The organism is Xanthomonas boreopolis, assembly GCF_046529185.1.
GTDB classification, from domain to species: domain Bacteria; phylum Pseudomonadota; class Gammaproteobacteria; order Xanthomonadales; family Xanthomonadaceae; genus Pseudomonas_S; species Pseudomonas_S boreopolis.
On record NZ_CP097162.1, the window covers coordinates 3869881 to 3890472 of the forward strand.

A 20592-nucleotide genomic window follows, 5' to 3' on the forward strand; every position below is an offset into this window, starting at 1 on the left:
CGTGCCTTCGCGCGCCGACGTTATGCTGTGCGCACCTTCGCGAACCTGCGGCGCCACGTGCACCCGACGTCCGATCCGGTCCTTCCCATTCCTCCGCCGCTGCCCGATGGCGACGTGGGCTGGCATGCGCTGCCGGCGCAGAGCGTGCGGCTCGCCGCCGCTGGCGGCGCGCTGTCGGCCGGCGCGTTCGCGGCCATCGCCTCGACCGCGCTCCTGCTTTCGCTCGCGCCGCGCCTGTGGTGGCTGATCCCCGTGCTCGCGCTGGCCGGGGCGGCCATGGGCGGCTGGCTCGCCGGCAAGCGCCAGCGACTGACGCGCTGGCGCCTGGATGCGGACGGGCTGGCGCTGCGCCGCGGACGCTGGTGGCAGACCGAGACGCGCGTGCCGATCACGCGCGTGCAGCACCTCGACCTGCGCCGCGGGCCGCTCGAACGGATCGCCGGGCTGACCACGCTGGTGGTGCACACCGCCGGCACGCGGCTCAATACCGTCGCCATCGCCGGGCTCGACCAGCACGACGCCGAACGCCTGCGCGACCGCCTGGCGCGCCAGCTCGACCAGGACGACGACGCGCTGTGAGCGCCCTCCCCCCCGACGCCGCCCCCGAACAGCGGCTGCACCCGTTGTCGTGGCTGTTCGTGCTGCTGCAGCAGCTGAAGCAATTCCTCGTGCCGATCGTCGCGCTGGTAGTGTTCGGCGGCCGCGGCGAGCGCTACGAATGGATCTCCCCGCTCGTCACCCTGGCCGCGATCCTCGGGCTGGTCGCGGTATCGGTGCTGCGCTACCTGACCTATCGCTACCGCATCGACGCCGACGGCATCGCCATCCGCAGCGGCTGGCTGCACCGCAGCCGGCGCGACATCCCGTTCGCGCGCATCCACAACGTGGGAGTGCACCAGTCCGCGCTGCACCGCCTGTTCGGCGTGGCCGAGGTGCGGCTGGAATCGGCGGGCGGCGACAAGCCCGAGGCGGAAATGCGGGTGCTGCGCCTGGACCAGGCGCTCGCACTGGAACAGCTGGTCCGCCATCGCGGCCAGGCCGCGCCCGCGGAAGGAGGGCAGGCGCCGGGCGAGGAACTGCTGGCGCTGTCCCCCGGCGAGATCGTGCGGCTGGGCCTGATCTCCAATCGCGGCATGGTGGTGGTGGCCGCGGCGTTCGGCGTGCTTTACCAGATGTTCCCGGAACGGCAGATCTCGGACTTCGTCGAGCACCATGGCGAACAGGCCTACCGCTACGTCGAACAACTGCATCCCGGCATGGAGGCCACCGCGCTCTTCGCCGCGTTCGCGCTGGTCGTCGTGCTCGCACTGATGCGGCTGCTGTCGGTGATGCTGGCGTTACTGCAGTACCACGGCTTCCGGCTGAGCGAATCGGAGCGGCGCCTCACCGTGGAGCGCGGCTTGCTGACGCGGCTGCGCACCAGCGTCGCCCGCCGCCGCATCCAGGCCTGGACGTTGCGGGAAGGCGTGCTGCACCGCCTGTTCGGGCGACGCCAGCTGCGCGTGGACACGGCCGTATCGGAAAGCCAGGGCGAAGAGGGCCGCGCGCTGAAGGAACTCGCCCCGATCGCCACGCCGCAGGCCTGCGACGCGCTCGTGCACCGCCTGTTGCCGGGCGCGCACTGGCCACCGCCGTCGTGGCACCCCGTGGCGACGCGCTGCTGGTGGCGGCTGAGCCTGCCCTCGCTATGGCTGCTGCCGCTGGCCGCCGTGCTGTTCCTGCGCTTCGGCGCGTGGTCGCTGCTGGTGCTGGCGTGGTGGCCGTGGTCGATGTTCCGCGCCTGGCACCAGGTCCGGCGCATGGGTTATGCGCTGGACGAGCGCTATGTCGCGGTACGTGGCGGCTGGTGGACCCGCTGGTGGCGCTTCGCCGAGATCGGCAAGCTGCAGGCCCTGCGGCTGGTGCGCTCCCCGCTCGACCGCCTGACCGGCACCGCCACGCTATGGCTGGACACCGCCGGCGCCACCGGCAACGTGCCACCGCTGCGCCTGCGCTTCATCTCCCTGGCGGAAGCGCAGGCACTGTACGCACGCCTCGGCACCAGCCTCGCACGCCGCCGGCTGGAATGGTGACAGCGGCTGTTGCTGTTGCTGTTGCTGTTGCTCGTGATCTTGCTTTGGATCGGGTAACGCCTCCTCGCGCGGCGGCGCGCCAACCTCCACGGCCCACGAATGTCACTGCGGCGCGGGCCCCTCCGAAGCGGCGGAGACGGCGGGAAAAACCCGAAGGGCGACGTGCATGGGCTCGCCGGAAAAAGGCGTCCAAAGCAACGTCCCTGGATCCCCGCCTTCGCGGGGATGACGGTAGATAGATGGCGGAGAACAGACCGATAGCGTGAAAGGCAAAGACGCTAGGTCCCCGCCTTCGCGGAAACGACGGTAGTAAGGATCGGTGAGGCTTCGCCCGTACCCTCATCCGCCCCTTCGGGGCACCTTCCCCCCAAAAGGGGGCTGATGTCCCGGCGGGAGAAGGCCCCCCCCCCTTCCTTCGCGGGGACAACGGCGGCAGGGACTGCGCAAAGGAATCACAGACTCCGATTCCCACGCCCAAACCACACAACGGCAGCGAAAACGCCCCGCTAGTACCCCGCCCGCCCCCAATACCCGATCCGCTTGCGGATCTTGAGCTTGCGCCAGAGATTGGCAGGCTTCGGCTTCGGATTGCGGCCGCCCGCCGCGACGAACTCGTCGATCGCCTCCAGCACGCGCTCGCTCGAACGCCCGTCGCGGTACGGATGCAACTGGTCGGCGAACTCGCGGATCGCCGCCATCAGTTCCGGCGGCCGCCTCAGCGCGCGCCGGATCGCCGGCTCGAACTGCGCCGGATCGTCGATATCGATCAACTGCGGTCCTGGCCGGCGGTTCTTGAACGTCACCACCGGCTTGTAGGTCAGCAGGAACTCGTTGAGCGCCGACGACGTGTCCGAGCACATCATGTCCACCTGCGGGAACAGGTCGAGGATGTTGTCGTTCTCGGCGAAGGTCAGGTACTCGTTCTGCAGCGCCTTGTACCGGGCGACCATCTCCGGATCCATCTTCGGGTGGAAGGTCACGATCCAGCGGAACTCGCCGGTGCGCGACAGCCGCTTGACCTCGTCGTACAGGATCCCCGCCGCGCTCCACGACGGCGAGAACGTGGAGTGGTACAGGATCACCGGCGGCTGCCGCACCGGCTCGGGCGCGTCGCCGAGCCGGCTCATGAACGGATCGATCTTGGGGAAGCCGGTTTCCCTGACCGCGAAGTGCCCCAGCTCGCGCGCCAGCGCGCCGAACGCGGCCGTGTCGCGCGGACCGGTGGTGCAGTACAGGTCGAAGAAACCGCGGATGTAGATGTGGCGAGGCTTGCCGGCATCGAAGCCATGGAAGGTCTCGACCTTCACGCCCGGGAAGAAATGCGGTACCGCGTTGCTGGAGGTGATCACCGCATACGGCTTCCACTCGCGCACCTGGCGCACCGTCAGCAGCGTCTCGTCGGGCGCGAGGTCCTCCGCACCCGGGCCGTCGAAGAACCAGGCCGCCTCGTCGCCGCGCGCGCGGATCGCCGCCTGGATCGGGCGCAGGATCGCCAGTGCGTAGCGCTCCGAGCCGTAGAGAAGGTAGTGCTTGGGACTTGGCATGGGCTTTCTCACGAAATGCGTTGGTCGTCGGCGGCACCGGGCCGGTGCTGCATGGTGCGGCCTGGGCGGGCAACCGGGGCAAGCGCGCGGTGCCGGGCGACCAATCCGCCGGGAAGCCGTCCGGGGCGCGCCGATACTGCGTCACGCCCCCGCCCGAATGGCTTCGCACCTTGGGAACAATCCACGCCGCGCTGCATCGTCAACGTTCCAGATCGTGCTTGCGCAACTGCGCGGCGGCGAGTTTGACCGACTCGGGGTTGCGGCGCATCTCGTAGTAGCGCATGCGCTTGTAGACCGCATAGCTGGCCGCGGTCTGCGCCACCACGTAGCCGCGCCAGCCGTCCAGCATGCCCAGGCGGACGACGTAGTCCTTGAAGAAGGCGGCGGCGAACACGAACGGGCACTGCCACATCCGCACCGGCTTGCCCTTGTCGCGCCAGTCCAGCGCCTTCAGCTCGGCGTAGCGCAGCACCTTCAGGTCCTTGTGCACCAGGGTCGGGTTGTGCAGGTGGTTGAACGGCACGCGCAGTTCCTCGCCGCGGCCCTGCATCTGCAGCGATTCGTGCACGCGCGCCTCGCTCCAGCGCGCGCGGCCGCGATGGTAGATCCGCGCCAGCCGCTCGCCGACCATCGGCCGGTACCAGCGCATCGGCGCGCCCATGTACCAGGTGCTGCGGCGCATCCACACCGCCGCGGCGTCGCCGGCGAGGATCGCCGGCAGCCGCTGACGGCATTCGCGCACGCCCGCTTCGGACAGGAACTCGTCGGCATCCAGCACCAGGATCCAATCGTGCGCGGCCTGCGCCGAGCCGAAGTTGCGCTGCGGGCCGAAGCCGAGCCACGGCTGCACGACCACGCGCGCGCCATGCGCCCGCGCGATCGCCACGGTGTCGTCGTTGCTGCCGCAGTCCACCACCAGCTTCTCGGCGGCGAACGGCACGCTGTCCAGGCAACGGGCGATGTTGTCGGCCTCGTTGTAGGTCATCACCACCAGGCTGAGCGGAAGCCGCTCGCCCTCGATGCCGGTGCCTTCGTGCATGCTGGGAATCCGTCGCGCCGCGCCGCGGCCTAGGGCCTGTTAACGCTATTGGGGCAGGTCACGTTGCCGTGCCCGGCGCCCAGGCGGTCGTGCGTGGCGCCGCGGCAGGCTGGCCGCCTGCTCAAGCCGCGCGCGGCCGCCTGGGCGCCGGGCACGGCAACCCGAAGGGCCGCGCCTGGGCACGCACGGTGCCGCGTCATCACTCGGTCTCTTATCGACATAAGCTTCCTCGTCCTTCCTTGCCCCGCACGCGTCCAGGCGCGGCGCGACCTGTCTCAATAGCGTTAACAGGCCCTTGGCGCATTATAGGTTCGGCGCCCGCGCCGCGGCCCGGCGGTCGTGCACCTCGCGCAGCGCCAGGCCGGCCAGGAGGCCCACCAGCGAGACGTACAGCCCGGCGGTGAGATGGTGCGCGAACATCGACTGGGTCATGCCGCACAGCACGTAGCCGATCACCACCATGGCCCCGGCCGCGGCGGCGCCGCGGAACCTCGGCGACGGCCCGCGGGCCCGGTGCAGCCGCAGCAGGAGCAACAGCGGCAGGCCGTACACGCCGACCAGCAGCAGCAGGCCGGGCACGCCCTGGGTGGCGCTCCACTCGGCCAGGTCGTTGTGGGCGTGGCCGAGGTTGCAGTACTCCAGCCCGGGATCGGCACGGCATGCCGGCTGCGCCCTCATCGCATCGTCGAAATGCCCGATCCCGATCCCGGTCAGCGGATGCGCCAGGAATTCCTCGTAGGCCACGTGCCACAGCTCCAGGCGCGCGCCGGCCGAGGAATCCACGTCGCCATGCTCCATCCGCTGCACGTCGGACTGCAGTTCGACCAGGCGCATCTGCCGGCTCAGGCCGGGCACGGTCAGCACCAGCGTGGCCGCCAGCACCGCGGCCCCGCTCAGCACCAGCAGGCGGCTGCGGCCATTGCGCCAGCGCGCGTTCCAGGCCACCACGACCAGCAGGCACAGCAGGCCCAGCCAGACGCCGCGGCTGCCGCTGAGCACGATGGTCACGCAGCCGGCCAGCAGCGCCAGCACCAGCAGCGGCCAGCGCCCATGCGGGCGGCAGAACACCGCCAGCATCATCAGCACCAGCACCACGTCCGCGAACACGATCGCATTGGTCCAGCCTTCCGCGCGCGGCGCGCCGTCCAGCACCTGCCACAGCGCGAGCGCCAGCGCGCCGGCGATGCCGGCCAGCGCCCCCCACCACAGCCACACCAGGCGCGGGCGCAGGCTGTAGGCCCAGATCGCCGCCCATGGCAGCACGATGAAGCGCGAACGGTTGTCCACGTCGCGCAGGCCGTGCTCGAACAGCGCCACCGACACCAGCGCCATCGCCATCACCACCAGGGCGAGCCAGGTCATCCAGCGCAGCGGCTGCCCCATCGCGCGGGCGCCGCAGCGCAGCGCCCCGAAGGCCAGCAGCGAGGAGCCCAACAGGCACAGGCCGAACGGCAGCAGCCCGCCCGGCATCGCCAGCGAGGTCGCCCCCAGCGCGAACAGGCCGAATTCCGCCACCCCGACCGCCACGCGCGAGCCGCCCTGGGCGAGCGTCGCGGCATCGGAGGGGCGGGATTCGAACAGCATCATCGGCGGGGCGGTCGGGAACGGAGGGGGCTGATCTTCGAGGGGTTTCCACTAACGGCAGCTAAGCGGCGATCCATGCCCTGCCCGGCCGGGACGTCGCGCTGCATGGGCATCATTCCTGGTCGATCTTGCCCTGCTCGCGGCGTTCGCGTTCGCGCTCTTCCGCGTTGGCCTCGCAAGCCCCCCGGATCGCGCCGGCCGGTACCAGCCACCAGCCGCGCCGGTTGGCCACGCCGACCAGGCTCGCGCGCTCGCGATCCACGCAATGCAGCAGGGCCGCTTCCTGCACCAGCAGCCAGCGCCGGTCCGGGCGCTGCGCCTGCCAGGCCACGCCGCGACGCAGTTGTTCCTCCCACGGCACCCGGAAACCGAACGTCTCCACCGGACGCGGCGACATCAGCAGGTTCTGCTCCTTCCACGCCACCAGCCCGAGTTCGCCGTCGGCCGGCACCCGTTCGCTGGCCAGGCGCATGACCCCGCGCGCCGAACTGGAGTCGTTGAGCACCGGATAGATCGCCAGGCCGTAGGCCACCCAGAACGCGGCCAGCAGCGAGGCCACGCCGATCGCGCTGCGGCGCACGCGCCACAGCAGCAGGCCCGCCACGCCCCAGGTGCCGACCGCGGCCGCGATCCAGCCCAGCGTATGCGTCACGTCCGAGCCCACGCCGCGGCTGTCCATCAGCTTCTGCTCGAAGCCCGGATGCCCCAGCAGCATCGCCAGGCCGCCACCGATGAAGGCGCACGACAGCAACGCGGTGAACGCGAACAGCAGCCACTGGTATCCGCGCTTGCGCATCAACCCCGGCAGCAGCGGCGCGAGCGCCAGGCACACCATCGGCAAGGCGGGCAGGATGTAGACGTCGCGCTTGCCGCTGGGGATCGAGAAGAACAGCACCACCATCGCCCACCACGCCAGCGGCAGCAGGTAGCGCGCGTCGCGGCGGCGCAGCCGCCGGCGCCAGGCCGGGATCGCCCAGGGCAGCGCCAGCACCGTCGGCACCCACATCGTCGCGATCGTGCCGAAGTGATACCACCACGGCTGCGCATGGTCCCAGGACTTGGCGTAGCGCCCGGCGGTCTGGCGGAACAGGATGTCGTCGAGATAGGCGCGGTACTCCGGCGCCTGGGTCGCCAGCGCAGCGGTGACCACCGGCACCAGCCAGGCCAGGATCGCGGCCAGGAACGCCACCGGGCCCAGCCAGAAGCGCGGGTCGCGCACGTGCAGGCGCACGCGCCGCCACTGCATGGCCGATGCCGCCGCCGCCGGCAGCAGCACCAGCAGCGCGATCACGCCCACGCCCTTGGTGATCACGCCCAGGCCGGCGGAGAACCAGCCCAGCAACCACCAGCGCCAGTTCGGCCCCTGCAGCAGGTGCCGCAGCAGGCCATAGTTGGCCAGGGTGATGAAGAACACGACCAACGGGTCGATCTGCGCCTTCTTGGCCTGGAAGGTGAAGTGCAGCGTGAACAGCAACGCCCAGGCGGCGTACAGGCCTACCCGGCGCGTCCACAGCCGGCGGCCGAGGTCGTACACGCAGGCCAGCGTGCCGAGCGCGGCCAGCAGCGAAGGCAGCAGGAACGCCACCCGCCAGTCGCGCAGCAGCGTGTAGAACGTGGCCTGCAGCCACATCAGCATCGGCGGCTTGTCCGAGTACAGCTCGTGGCCGCGGTGCGGGAACAGCCAGTCGCCGCTCTCCACCATCTGCTTGGCGACCAGCGCGAACCGCGGCTCGTCCGACGGCCATGGATCGCGCAATCCCAATCCCGCCCCGATCACCAGCAACGCGGTGATCGCCAGCAACCAGAACTCCCTGGACGAACGTGTCTTCAGCATGGGCGCAGATGATAGTGGACGGTCCATCCGGAAATATGCGGATTCTCAACCGATCCTGGCGAGACTGGCATAGAAGAAACCGTCGCAGCCATCCTCGCCGGGCAGCCGCTGCCGGCCGGCGCCGCTGGCATGGCCGAAGCGTTCGGGCAACGGGCGCACCGCCGCGTCCGGCGTGCGTGCCAGGAAGGCCTCGACCTGCTCGCGGTTCTCGCGGGCCAGGATCGAACAGGTGGTGTAGAGCAGCTGCCCGCCCGGGCGCAGCGTGGTCCACAGCGCGTCCAGCAGCCGCGCCTGCAGCGCGACCAGCGCGTCCACGTCGCCGGGCCGGCGATGCAGCAGCACGTCGGGCTGGCGGCGCACGATGCCGGTGGCCGAGCACGGCGCGTCCAGCAGCACCGCATCGAACGGCACGCCGTCCCACCAGGCGCGCAGGTCGGCGGCATCGGCCGCCTTCAGCTCCACCCGCGCGCCGGGGCAGGTCCGCGACACCGTCTCGCCGACCCGCCGCAACCGGCGCGCGTCCACGTCGAGCGCGACCAGGCGCAGCGCCGGGTCGCGCTCGAGCAGGTGCGCGCTCTTGCCCCCCGGCGCGGCGCAGGCGTCGAGCACGCGCGCGCCGGGCGCCGGCGCCAGCGCATCGGCGACCTGCTGCGCGGAGCCGTCCTGCACCGAGGCCAGGCCGGCATCGAAGCCCGGCAACTGCGCCACCGCGACCGGCGCGTCGAGCAGCACCGCATCCGGCAGCAAGGCCGAGCCCTGGCCGGACAGGCCGGCCTCGGCCAGCGCCGCGACGTAGTCCGAGGGCGTGCCGTGGCGGCGGTTCACCCGCAGCCACATCGGGGCCGGCAGCGCGCTCGCGGCGAACACCGCCTCGGCGCGCTCGCCCCAGTCGGCGCGCACCTGCCGCCGCAACCAGTCCGGCCAGGCCGCATCGGCCGGCACGTCCGGGAAGCCTTCGCGCAGCGCGCGGCGCAGGACCGCGTTGACCATGCCGGCCTGGCGCGGGCGGCCCAGCGCGCGGCAGGCCTCGACCGTCGCCGACAACGCCGCGTGCGGCGGCAGCTGCAGTACGTCGAGCTGGGCGAAGCCCGCCATCAGCAGCGCCTGCAGGTCGGCATCGCGGCGGCCCAGCGGGCGCTGCAGCCACCCGGCCAGGGCGGCCGCATACGCCGGATGGCGGCGCAGCGCGCCCAGGCAGATCGCCTCGGCCAGGGCGCGGTCGCGCGCATCGGCCAGGCCCGGCAGCGACGCCGCCAGCTCGGCCTTGAGCGAGCGGCCGTGCGTCATCACGGCCGCCAGCACGCGCGCGGCGATCAGCCTGGGCGCGACGCCGGCGGGCAGGGCGGCGCCCGCCATCAACCCGCGACCGGCACGTCGCGGCGCGCGTTGAGGTAGTCGGCGGCGGTGATCGCCTTGCCGCCCTCGCGCTGCAGCACGCGCAGGCGCAGCGCGCCTTCGCCGCAGGCCACGTCGATGCCTTGCTTGGACGCGGCCAGCACCGTGCCGGGAGCCGCGGGAGCCGTCCGTTCCAGCGCCACCGCGGCATGGATGCGCACGCGCTCGCCCGCGAGCTGCGCCTCGGCCACCGGCCACGGGTTGAACGCGCGCACCTTCCGCGCCAGCACGTCCGCCGGCTGGCTCCAGTCCAGCCGCGCCTCGGCCTTGTCGAGCTTGTGCGCATAGGTGACGCCCTCGGCCGGCTGCGGCCGCGGCACCGGGCGGATGCCGGCGCGCAGCAGGCCCAGGCCGTCGGACAGCACCTGCGCGCCCAGTCCGGCCAGGCGGTCGTGCAGCTGGCCGCCGGTCTCGTCGGCACCGATCGGCGTGCGCTGCTCCAGCAGCACCGGGCCGGTGTCGAGCCCGGCCTCCATCAGCATCAGGCCCACGCCGGTCTCGGCATCGCCGGCCTCGATCGCGCGCTGGATCGGCGCCGCGCCGCGCCAGCGCGGCAGCAGCGAGGCGTGCACGTTCCAGCACCCGTGGGTCGGGATGGCCAGCACCGCTTTCGGCAGGATCAACCCGTAGGCGACCACCACCATCAGGTCCGGCGCGAGCCTGCGCAGGGCGTCCTGCGACTCGGGCGACTTCAGCGTCTCGGGCTGCAGCACCGGGATCCCGCGCGCGATCGCCTCCAGCTTCACCGGCGAGGGCGTCAGCCCGCGGCCGCGGCCGGCCGGGCGATCCGGCTGGGTATAGACGGCGACGACTTCATGGCGCTGCGCGGCGGCGCGCAGCGAGGGCACGGCGAATTCCGGCGTGCCGGCGAATACGATTCTCATGGGGAGCTGTGATTCGTGATTGGTGATTGGTGATTCGGAAAGGCGGCTTCATGCGGGCGCGAGCAGCCCAAGGCCAACCGCTTTGCCCGATCGCGAATCACCAATCACGAATCCCGGCTTTTCAGGCCACGTGCCGGCGCGCCTTGGCCAGCTTCTTGCGCACCATCTCGCGCTTGAGCGGCGAGAGGTAGTCGATGAACAGCTTGCCGTCCAGGTGATCCATCTCGTGCTGGATGCACACCGCCAGCAGGCCGTCGGTGGTCAGTTCCTGCGCCTGCCCGGTGCGGTCGAGGAAACGCACGGTGATCGAATCGGCGCGGGTCACGTCGGCGAAGATGCCGGGCACCGACAGGCAGCCTTCCTGGTAGACCTGCCCGCCCTGCTTGTCGACGATCTCCGGGTTGATGAACACCTGCGGGCTGTTCTTCTCCTCGCTGACGTCGATCACCATGAAGCGCTTGTGCACGTCGACCTGGCTGGCCGCCAGGCCGATGCCGGGCGCCTCGTACATCGTCTGGAACATGTCGTCCAGCAGCGTCTGGAACGCGGGCGTGCCCACCTCGGCGGCATCGACCGGGACGGCCTTGGTGCGCAGGCGGGGATCGGGGAATTCGAGAATGGGGAGCAGGGCCATAGCATTACCCATGTAGGGACGCCGGCACGATCCGGCAAGGCCTTCCAATTCTACCGCCAATGCTTGCGCGGCGCCCCGGTCCCTGGACTATAGTGCGCGGACCTGTTGGGGAATCAGGCAGACCGAAATCATGTTCAACCGACTTCGTACGGTCGTCGCCGCGGCGATGCTGACCGTAGCGACCTACGCCGCTGCCGTGGAAATGGCCGGCGACCACCCGGATACCTATGTCGTCAGGAAGGGCGACACGCTGTGGGACATCGCCGGGCGTTTCCTCGGCAAGCCGTGGCTGTGGCCGGAGATCTGGCAGGCCAACCCGCAGGTCCAGAATCCCCACCTGATCTATCCCGGCGACGTGCTGAGCCTGGCCTACCTGGACCGCGTCGGCGTGCAGCCGGGGCCGCGCCAGGAAGCCCCGATCGACGCGATCCCGCTGGCCGAGGTCGAGCCGTTCCTGAAGAACCTGCGCGTGGTCGACAGCTTCAAGGAGCTGCCGTACGTGGTCGGCTTCGAGGACAACCGCCTGCGCGGCAGCGATGGCCAGCTCGCCTACGTCAAGGGCCTGGCCGGCGCGCAACCGGGCCAGCGCTACGCGGTGGTGCGCCCGACCGTGCGCTTCGCCCTGCCGCGCCTGGCCGAGGACCTGGACGCGCGCGGCGACGTCACGCCGGGCACCGGCAACCTGTGGAAGGACTACGTCGCCCCGGACGCGCGCCGCGAATCGCTCGGCTACGAACTGGCGCAGGTCAACGTCGGCACGATCACCGGCGGCAATGCCGAGGTGTCCACGCTGCTGCTGCAGGATAGCGGCCGCGAGGTGCGCGCCGGCGACCGCCTGATCGCGGTCCAGGCGCAGCCGTACGACCTGCAGTTCGTCCCGCACCCGCCCTCCGCGCAGGCCGCCGAGGCGCAGCTGCGCGTGCTGGCGGTGGCCGACACCTTCACCTCCGGCGGCCCGCGCGACGTCATCGCCATCTCCGGCGGCAGCCGCGAGGGCATCGACAACGGCACCGTGTTCTCGATCTGGCGCCAGGGCAGCCGCGCCAGCGATCGCATCGCGCACAAGCACTTCTCCCGCGCCGACGACGGCTACACCGGCGGCAAGCAGACGACCGTGGGCCTGCCGGACGAGTACGCCGCGCACGCGATGGTGTTCCGCACCTACGACAAGGTCAGCTATGCGCTGGTGATGGAAGGCGTCAAGCCGGCCCGGGTCGGCTACGCGCTCAAGCACCCCGATGCGCAGTAGGGCGAATCCCTACAGGTGAACCGGACGGCGCCCTAGGGCGCCGTTCTTCGTCGCGGCCTAGCCTGCCGCGATGGACATCCCGCCTCCCCACGACCCCGAATCCACCCGCGCCCTGCTCGCCCTGGTCCTGGCCGAAGGACCGCTCGCGCCGCGGCGGCACTTGCTGGAACGCCACGGCGACCCTCGCCAAGCGTTGCGCGAGGGCGCCTCCGCAGGGACCGCGGCCGGCTGCGACACCGGGCAGGTCGCACGGCTGCGGCAGCCCGACCACGCCGCGATCGACGCGATACTCGCCTGGCGCGACGGCGGCCGGCGGCATGTCGTGGGCCTGCACGATCCCGACTACCCGGCCCTGCTGCGGCGGACCGCCAACCCGCCGCTCGCCCTGTTCATCGAGGGCGACCCGGCCCTGCTCTGGCACCCGGCGATCGCGGTGGTCGGCAGCCGCTCGCCGAGCGCGGGCGGGCGCGACCACGCCCGCAGCTTCAGCCGCGCGATCTGCCGCGCCGGGCTCGCCATCGTCAGCGGCATGGCCGCCGGCATCGACGCCGCCGCCCACGGCATCGCGCTGGACATGCACGGCACCACCGTGGCGGTGCTCGGTACCGGCCCGGACGTGGCCTATCCCGCCCACCACCACGAACTGCGCGAGCGGATCGCCGCACAGGGCGCCATCGTCAGCGAATACCCGCCCGGCACCGGCCCGCGCACCGGGCAGTTCCCGGCGCGCAACCGCATCATCGCCGGGCTCGCGCTCGGCACGCTGGTGGTCGAGGCCGCGCACCGCTCCGGCGCGCTGATCACCGCGCGCCTGGCCAGCGAGGCCGGCCGCGAGGTGTTCGCCATCCCCGGCTCCATCCACAACCCGATGGCACGCGGCTGCCACCGGCTGATCCGCGACGGCGCCACCCTGGTCGAACAACCCGGCGACGTCCTCGACGGCGTGGCGGCCCTGTCGGCCGAACTGGCAGCGGCGCTGCAGGACCGCCTCGACGAAGCTGAACGGGCCCTCACTCCTAAGCCGGCGGCGCCGGCCTTCCCCGACCCGGACTACCACACGTTGTGGACGGCCCTGGGCCACGACCCCACCCCTATGGATTCATTGGTCGAGCGCACCGGATTGACGGCTGCCACGCTGTCCTCCATGCTGCTGCTCATGGAACTAGAAGGGAGGGTAGTGGTCGAACACGGCCGTTACGCGCGTCATTCCTAGTTTCTTCACCTCCACAGCGTCCCCAGCGACGCAGGCCGAGGGCAATGAAAGAGAGCATTCTGGATGTCCTGCTGTACCTGTTCGAACACTACTTCAGCGAGGATGCGGATCTCGTCCGCGACCGCGACTCCCTGCAAAATGGCCTGATCCAGGCCGGATTCAGCCCCTCCGAGATCAGCAAGGCGTTCGACTGGCTCGATGCGCTGGCCGAGCAGCGCCCGAGCGTGGCCACGCCGAACGTGGACGGCCCGGTGCGCGTCTACCACGGGCCGGAGCTGGACAAGCTCGACGTCGAGTGCCGGGGCTTCCTGCTGTTCCTGGAACAGCACGGCGTGCTCGACGCCGACCAGCGCGAACTGGTACTGGACCGGGCGATGGCGCTCGACCAGGACGAGCTGGACCTGGACGACCTCAAGTGGGTCGTGCTGATGGTGCTGTTCAACCAGCCAGGCGCCGAGGCCGCCTACGCCTGGATGGAGACCCAGATGTTCGTCGACGAGCCCGAACCCGTACACTGACGCGGACTTTTTCGCTCGCGCGGGGACAAGGATGACGAACGGGTGGTACTACGCCGAGGGCAATCGCCATCGGCAGGGGCCGTTGCCGCCGGAAAACATCGTGGAGCTGTACCGCTCCGGGCGGATCGGGCTGGATACGCTGGTCTGGCGCGATGGCTGGGCGCAGTGGCAGCCCCTGGCGGAGGCCGCCGCCGAACTGGGCATCGCCATGCCCGCCAGGGACGCGGACACGCCGCCGCCGTTGCCCCCGCCGCCCGCGCAGCCGACCGCCACCGCACCCTCCACGACCGCCCCGCCTCCCAGGAAGGGCCTGTCCGGATGCGCGATCGCCGCCATCGTCGCCGCGGTCGCCGGGGTGTTCCTGATGATCCTGCTCGGCATCCTCGCGGCCATCGCCCTGCCCGCCTACCAGCAGTACGTCCTGCGCAGCAAGACCGCCGGCGCCGTGGAGCTGATGCGGGCGCACGAGGACGCCATCGCCGGGTTCCATGCCCGCGAAGGCCGCTGCCCGGTCAACGGCGACGAAGGCTTCGGCGCGCCGGAAAGCTACGCCGACAAACCGCTGGGCGCGCTGCGGATCGGTCGTTTCGACGACGGCCACTGCGGCATGGAAGGCCAGGTCGAGGCGGCCGGCGAGGCGGAGATCGACGGCAAGGCGATCTGGCTGGATTACGACGAGAGCACCGGCAACTGGCACTGCAGTTCGGAGATCGACGACCGCTACCTGCCCAGCCAGTGCCGCGGATGACCGGGCATCGCTGAAGACCGCCGGCCGGCCCGCCCGGCCATGCTGCGGCGCGGACGGGAACGCCGTCGCGCCGATGCGACATGGCCACATCGGCGAGCACGAACGAAGCGCACGAATCGACGCAGATCAGATGGACGCACCATGACGAACTGGTACTACGCCGACGCCTGGCGTCAGCAGCAAGGACCGCTGGACGGAGACGAACTGCGGGCCCGTTTCGAACGCGGCGAGCTGGACCGCACCAGCCTGGTCTGGCGCACCGGCATGCCGGGCTGGCAACCTCTGGCGGCCTGCGCGGCCGAACTCGGCATCGCGTTGCCGTCCGCCGAAGCCCTGCCCGCGGCGGACGGGACCACCCTCGTCCGTGCCGCGGACGAGGACGTGGTGTATGCCGGGCTCTGGCGGCGCGCGGCCGCCAGCATCATCGACGGCTTCGTCACCTCGATGCTGACCTATGCCCTGCTGATCCCGCTGGTGCTGGTGCTCGGCCTGGGCCTGGGAACGCTGGCCGGGCAGGCCGGTTCGCCCCCGGACGCCGCCACGCTGCTGTTCGGCGGACTGGCCTACGGGCTCGGCCTGCTGATACCCGCGGTGTACTTCGGCTGGATGCAGGCCACGCGCCACCAGGCCAGCCTGGGCAAGCTCGCGGTGGGCATCAAGGTGGTGCGCGGCAATGGCGAACGGATCGGGTTCTGGCGCGGTTTCCTGCGCTACGTCGCCTACGTGCTGGTGACGGTGCTGACCTGCGGCATCGGTATCGTGGTGACCGCCTGCATGGCCGGCCTGACCCGGCGCAAGCAGGCCCCGCACGACTTCTTCTGCGACACCCTGGTGGTCGACCGCTGGGCCTATACCGACCAGCCGCAGCACCAGCAGCGCGGGTTGGACACGGTGACGATCGTGGTGCTGGGCCTGTACGCCGTGCTGTTGCTCGTGGCCATCGTCGCCTTGATCGCGCTGGCGGTGCTCGTGCACGCGTCGCGCTGACCCGGCCGCCGCGGCCGGGCCGGGCCGCTTGACAGCCGGCGACCGGCCGTGATTTGACTATAAATACCGCGACAGCGTGCGCCCGGGGCCTGGCCGCCCCGGGCGTCTACGTCTGCGAAACACGCGTTCTGCTTCCCTCCACGGGCCAATTAGGCCACCCTACCGCCCCCGCCGGGGCGTCCGCCCCCTTCCAGAACCCGCCTCCACCATGCCCAAGCACCTGCTCATCGTCGAATCGCCCGCCAAGGCCAAGACGATCAACAAATACCTCGGCAAGGACTTCACCGTCCTGGCCTCGTATGGGCACGTGCGCGACCTCGTCCCCAAGGAGGGCGCGGTCGATCCGGACAACGGGTTCGCGATGCGCTACGACCTGATCGACAAGAACGAGAAGCACGTGGAGGCGATCGCCAAGGCGGCCAAGGCGGCCGACGACATCTACCTGGCGACCGACCCGGACCGCGAGGGCGAGGCGATCAGCTGGCACATCGCCGAGATCCTGAAAGAGCGTGGGCTGCTGAAGGACAAGCCGATGCAGCGCGTGGTGTTCACCGAGATCACGCCGCGCGCGATCAAGGAGGCCATGCAGAAGCCGCGCGCGATCGCCGGCGACCTGGTCGATGCGCAGCAGGCGCGCCGCGCGCTGGACTACCTGGTGGGCTTCAACCTGTCGCCGGTGCTGTGGCGCAAGGTCCAGGCCGGCTTGTCGGCCGGCCGCGTGCAATCGCCGGCGCTGCGGATGATCGTCGAGCGCGAGGAGGAGATCGAAGCCTTCGTCGCGCGCGAGTACTGGAGCATCGCCGCGGAATGCGCGCACCCGTCGCAGCCCTTCAGCGCCAAGCTGGTGAAGCTGGACGGGCAGAAGTTCGAGCAGTTCACGATCACCGACGGCGAATCGGCCGAGGCCGCGCGGCTGCGCATCCAGCAGGCCGCGCAGGGCCGGCTGCACGTCACCGACGTGGCCAGCAAGGAGCGCAAGCGCCGCCCGGCCGCGCCGTTCACGACCTCCACGCTGCAGCAGGAGGCCTCGCGCAAGCTCGGCTTCACCACCCGCAAGACCATGCAGGTCGCGCAGAAGCTGTACGAAGGCGTGGCGCTGGGCGAGGAAGGCAGCGTCGGCCTGATCACCTACATGCGTACCGACTCGGTCAACCTGTCGCAGGACGCGCTGGCCGAGCTGCGCGACGTGATCGCGCGCGACTACGGCACCGGCGCGCTGCCGGACAAGCCGAACGTCTACACCACCAAGTCGAAGAACGCGCAGGAAGCGCACGAGGCGGTGCGCCCGACTTCGGCGCTGCGCACGCCCTCGCAGGTCAACCGCTACCTTTCCGACGACGAGCGCAAGCTCTACGAGCTGATCTGGAAGCGCACCGTCGCCTGCCAGATGATCCCGGCCACGCTCAACACGGTCAGCGTCGAGCTGGCCGCCGGCAGCGCGCACAGCTTCCGCGCCAGCGGCACCACCGTGGTGGTGCCGGGCTTCCTCGCCGTGTACGAGGAGGGCAAGGACAACAAGTCCGCCGAGGACGAGGACGAAGGCCGCAAGCTGCCGGCGATGAAGCCCGGCGACAACGTGCCGCTGGAGCGCGTGCTCACCGAGCAGCACTTCACCCAGCCGCCGCCGCGCTACACCGAAGCGGCCCTGGTCAAGGCGCTGGAGGAGTACGGCATCGGCCGCCCCTCGACCTACGCCTCGATCATCCAGACCCTGCTGTTCCGCAAGTACGTGGAGATGGAGGGGCGCAGCTTCCGCCCGACCGACGTCGGCCGCGCCGTGTCCAAGTTCCTGGCCGGGCACTTCGCCCGCTACGTGGACTACGACTTCACCGCGCGGCTGGAGGACGAGCTGGATGCGGTCTCGCGCGGCGAGGAGGAATGGATCCCGCTGATGGCCAAGTTCTGGGGGCCGTTCAAGGAACTGGTCGAGGAGAAGAAGGATTCGCTCGACAAGACCGATGCCGGCAGCGTGCGCGTGCTGGGCACCGACCCGGCCAGCGGCAAGACGATCAGCGCGCGCATCGGCCGGTTCGGGCCGATGGTGCAGATCGGCACGGTCGAGGACGAGGAGAAGCCGCGCTTCGCCTCGCTGCGCCCGGGCCAGAGCATCTACACCATCAGCGTGGAGGAAGCGCTCAAGCTGTTCGAGATGCCGCGCGTCCTCGGCGAGAGCAACGGCGAGCAGGTCAGCGTCGGCATCGGCCGCTTCGGTCCGTTCGCCAAGCGCGGCAGCACCTACGCCTCGCTGAAGAAGGAGGACGATCCGTATTCGATCGACCTGGCGCGCGCGGTGTTCCTGATCGAGGAGAAGGAAGAGATCGCGCGCAACCGCGTGATCAAGGACTTCCCCGGCAGCGACATCCAGGTGCTCAACGGGCGCTTCGGCCCGTACATCAGCGACGGCAACCTCAACGGCAAGATCCCCAAGGACCGCGACCCGGCCTCGCTGACGCTGGCCGAGGTGCAGCAATTGCTGGCCGAGACCGGCAAGCCCGCGCGCAAGGGATTCGGCGCCAAGAAGGCCGCCGCCAAGAAGGCGGCCGCCAAGGACGAGGCACCGAAGAAGACCGCCGCGAAGAAGGCCCCCGCCAAGAAGGCGGCAGCCAAGAAAGCGGCCAAGTCGCCTGCGAAGAAGACCGCAAGGAAGACCGTGGCGAAGAAGGCCGCCAGCTGACCCGCCGGAGCCGACCGCAACGCTTCCATCTCGCTTCCACGCCATGACCGACCACGCGCTTTCCCTGGATGCCGCCGTCGCCGCCCTGCATGCGGGCGGCGTGATCGCCTATCCGACCGAAGCCGTCTGGGGCCTGGGTTGCGACCCGCGCCAGGAACCGGCGGTGATGCGACTGCTGCAGATCAAGCGGCGGCCGGTCGAGAAGGGCGTGATCGTCGTGGCCGACGACCTGGCCACGCTGCACGACTGGCTCGACCTGGCCGCCCTGCCGCCGGAACGGCTCGCGGTGGTCCGCGCCAGCTGGCCCGGCCCGAACACCTGGATCCTGCCCGCTAGCGCGCAGGCGCCCGCCTGGGTCACCGGCCGCCACCCCGGCATCGCCGTGCGCATCAGCGCGCACCCGCTGGTCGAGCGGCTCTGCCGCGCCTGGGGAGCCCCCCTGGTATCCACCAGCGCCAACCTGGCCGGCATGCCGCCGGCGCGCAGCCGCGGCGAACTGGACCCGGCCCTGCTGGCCAGCATCGACGGCCTGCTCGACGGCGAGACCGGCGGCCTGGCCCAGCCGACGCCGATCCGGGTCGCGCTCACCGGCGAGGTCCTGCGCGACTAGGCCTGCCTCCCGGGGCGTCCCGGGCGGCCTCCGCGCTCTCTGGAAGGCTTCCGGGACCCGCGCAGGCACTTTGCTTCGGCGCGCGTATTGCGCACCATGCGCGCATGTGCCTCCTCGCCGTCCTCGTGCCGTTGTTGCTGCTTGCCGCGCCGCAGGCGCGCGCGGCCGATGCGGACAGCGTGCGCATCTACCGCTGCACTTCCAGCAGCGGCGCGGTGGCCCTGCAGAACACCCCGTGCGACAACGGCCGGCAGCAGGTCCTCGACATGCAGCGGCCGAAGGACCCGCCGCCGCGGGCGGCGGCGCCCGAGCCGGCAAGACCGGCGCCGGCGCCTGCCGTGCGCGAGATCCGCATCGTCGGCGTGCAGCCGCCGCAACCGATGTACGAATGCGTGTCGGCCGACGGCGATCGCTATACCAGCGACACCGACGAAGGCAATCCGCGCTGGGTGCCGGCCTGGGTCCAGGGGCACGTAGCGGGACGCCCGCGGCCGGGCCCTGCGTATCCGCCGCCCGCACGTCCCGGCAGGCCCGACGGCTTGGTGTCCGGCGTGATCGTGCCCTACGGCAGCGTGCTGGTCCGCGACGCCTGCCATGCGCTGCCCCAGCGCGAGGTCTGCGCCCGCCTGTCCGACCGGCGCTGGGAGCTCATCAGGCGCTACAACAGCGCCCTGCAGAGCGAGCGCGAGCAACTGGTGCGCGAGCAGCGCGGCATCGAGGCGCGCATGGAGCAGGATTGCGGCGGTACCTGAGGCGCGCGGGACCGCCAGGTCGTCCACCGTCGCCGCGGCACCGCCGCGATGCCGGCGGCGTCAGAAGCCGTAGCGCAGGAATCCGCCGTCGACCGCGATGCATTCGCCGGTGACGTAGCTGGCGGCCGGCAGGCACAGGAACGCCACCGCCGCGGCCACTTCCTCCGGCTCGCCGATGCGCCCCATCGGCGTGCGGTCGATCACCTGGTCGTAGTAGTCCGGATCCGACAGCGGCCCGGAGGTGCGGCGGGTACGGATGTACCACGGCGCGACCGCGTTGACGCGGATGCCGTCCTCGGCCCATTCGCAGGCGAGGTTGCGCGTCATCTGGTGCAGCGCCGCCTTGGTCATGCCGTAGGGCGCGCCGCTGCGCACGTGGACCAGGCCGGACACGCTGCCGACGTTGACGATCGCCGAGGACGCGTGCCGCGCCAGCAGCGGGTGCGCGTAGCGCGACAGCTCGAAGGCGGAGAACAGGTTGGTCTCGAAGATCCCGCGCCATTCGTCCTCGGTGTAGTCGATCGCGGCGCGGGTGACGTTGCCGCCGGCGTTGTTGACCAGCAGGTTCAGGCCGTCGGCATGGTCCTCCACCCAATCCAGGATCGCGCGCCGGTCCTCGTCGTCGGCCACGTCCGCGGCCAGCCCGTGCAGCTCGCGCTCGGGGAATTCGTCGGCCAGCTCGTTGCGGACCTGTTCGAGCAGGTCGGCATCGCGCGCGACCATCAGCAGGTCGGCGCCGAAGCCGAGCAGCTCGCGCGCGATCGCCAGGCCGATGCCGGCGCTGGCGCCGGTGATGAGGGCGGTCTGTCCGTCCAGACGCCAGCGGGATGAGGTCATGTGATTCTCCAGCGAGGG

The 20592-nt window shown here is 71.1% G+C and carries 18 protein-coding genes; 10 read left to right on the top strand and 8 right to left on the bottom strand.

Features of this window, described 5'->3' with window-relative positions; translation table 11 throughout:
* The first annotated feature begins 27 nt into the window (after nt 1-27).
* Nucleotides 28-579 (top strand): PH domain-containing protein, encoded by a 552-nt coding sequence (locus tag M3M27_RS17420; protein ID WP_434026416.1) that lies wholly within the window; start codon nt 28-30, stop codon nt 577-579.
* A complete protein-coding gene (locus tag M3M27_RS17425) occupies nt 576-2072 on the top strand; it encodes a PH domain-containing protein (protein WP_434026417.1) in 1497 nt (498 codons plus the stop codon). Before M3M27_RS17420 ends, M3M27_RS17425 begins: the two co-directional genes overlap by 4 nt.
* Nucleotides 2073-2578: 506 nt before the next feature.
* Here M3M27_RS17425 and M3M27_RS17430 read toward each other — a convergent pair.
* The 7 genes from M3M27_RS17430 to def form a co-directional block, all read right to left on the bottom strand.
* Nucleotides 2579-3616 (bottom strand): CDP-glycerol glycerophosphotransferase family protein, encoded by a 1038-nt coding sequence (locus tag M3M27_RS17430; protein ID WP_434026418.1) that lies wholly within the window; start codon nt 3614-3616, stop codon nt 2579-2581.
* A 199-nt stretch (nt 3617-3815) separates the two neighbouring features.
* Nucleotides 3816-4655, bottom strand: a complete 840-nt coding sequence (locus tag M3M27_RS17435) for a glycosyltransferase family 2 protein (protein ID WP_434026419.1) — start codon at nt 4653-4655, stop codon at nt 3816-3818.
* A gap of 303 nt (nt 4656-4958) precedes the next feature.
* Nucleotides 4959-6242 carry an O-antigen ligase family protein gene (locus tag M3M27_RS17440; RefSeq protein WP_434026420.1) on the bottom strand — a complete coding sequence of 428 codons (1284 nt, stop codon included), beginning with the start codon at nt 6240-6242 and terminating at the stop codon, nt 4959-4961.
* Between the two features lie 109 nt (nt 6243-6351).
* Nucleotides 6352-8073, bottom strand: a complete 1722-nt coding sequence (locus M3M27_RS17445; protein ID WP_434026421.1) for an ArnT family glycosyltransferase — start codon at nt 8071-8073, stop codon at nt 6352-6354.
* A 45-nt stretch (nt 8074-8118) separates the two neighbouring features.
* On the bottom strand, nt 8119-9429 hold the full coding sequence (gene rsmB, locus M3M27_RS17450) for a 16S rRNA (cytosine(967)-C(5))-methyltransferase RsmB (protein WP_434026422.1): 1311 nt from the start codon (nt 9427-9429) through the stop codon (nt 8119-8121).
* Entirely contained in the window at nt 9429-10352 is a 924-nt protein-coding gene (gene fmt, locus M3M27_RS17455; RefSeq protein WP_434026423.1) for a methionyl-tRNA formyltransferase, read from the bottom strand. The genes rsmB and fmt overlap by 1 nt, the downstream gene beginning before the upstream one ends.
* A 121-nt stretch (nt 10353-10473) precedes the next feature.
* Complete coding sequence (gene def, locus M3M27_RS17460; protein ID WP_140726514.1) at nt 10474-10986, bottom strand: peptide deformylase; 513 nt, start codon at nt 10984-10986, stop codon at nt 10474-10476.
* 130 nt (nt 10987-11116) lie between these two features.
* On the opposite strand from def, the gene M3M27_RS17465 reads away from it, so the two are divergent.
* From M3M27_RS17465 to M3M27_RS17500, 8 genes are all read left to right on the top strand, one after another.
* On the top strand, nt 11117-12235 hold the full coding sequence (locus M3M27_RS17465) for a LysM peptidoglycan-binding domain-containing protein (RefSeq protein WP_434026424.1): 1119 nt from the start codon (nt 11117-11119) through the stop codon (nt 12233-12235).
* A 70-nt stretch (nt 12236-12305) separates the two neighbouring features.
* Nucleotides 12306-13448: a DNA-processing protein DprA gene (dprA, locus tag M3M27_RS17470; protein WP_434026425.1), complete on the top strand. Its 1143-nt coding sequence runs from the start codon at nt 12306-12308 to the stop codon at nt 13446-13448.
* A gap of 44 nt (nt 13449-13492) precedes the next feature.
* Nucleotides 13493-13966: a DUF494 family protein gene (locus M3M27_RS17475; RefSeq protein ID WP_140726505.1), complete on the top strand. Its 474-nt coding sequence runs from the start codon at nt 13493-13495 to the stop codon at nt 13964-13966.
* A 31-nt stretch (nt 13967-13997) separates the two neighbouring features.
* On the top strand, nt 13998-14714 hold the full coding sequence (locus tag M3M27_RS17480) for a pilin (RefSeq protein ID WP_434026426.1): 717 nt from the start codon (nt 13998-14000) through the stop codon (nt 14712-14714).
* A 141-nt stretch (nt 14715-14855) separates the two neighbouring features.
* Nucleotides 14856-15701, top strand: a complete 846-nt coding sequence (locus M3M27_RS17485) for an RDD family protein (RefSeq protein WP_434026427.1) — start codon at nt 14856-14858, stop codon at nt 15699-15701.
* Nucleotides 15702-15909: 208 nt separating this feature from the next.
* Nucleotides 15910-18375, top strand: coding sequence for a DNA topoisomerase I (locus M3M27_RS17490; protein ID WP_434026428.1), 2466 nt, complete (start codon nt 15910-15912; stop codon nt 18373-18375).
* A gap of 43 nt (nt 18376-18418) precedes the next feature.
* Nucleotides 18419-18985, top strand: coding sequence for a Sua5/YciO/YrdC/YwlC family protein (locus M3M27_RS17495; protein ID WP_434026429.1), 567 nt, complete (start codon nt 18419-18421; stop codon nt 18983-18985).
* Between the two features lie 104 nt (nt 18986-19089).
* On the top strand, nt 19090-19737 hold the full coding sequence (locus M3M27_RS17500) for a DUF4124 domain-containing protein (protein WP_434026430.1): 648 nt from the start codon (nt 19090-19092) through the stop codon (nt 19735-19737).
* A gap of 60 nt (nt 19738-19797) precedes the next feature.
* On the opposite strand, the gene M3M27_RS17505 is transcribed toward M3M27_RS17500, so the two are convergent.
* Nucleotides 19798-20574 (bottom strand): SDR family oxidoreductase, encoded by a 777-nt coding sequence (locus M3M27_RS17505; protein WP_434026431.1) that lies wholly within the window; start codon nt 20572-20574, stop codon nt 19798-19800.
* Between the last annotated feature and the right edge of the window lie 18 nt (nt 20575-20592).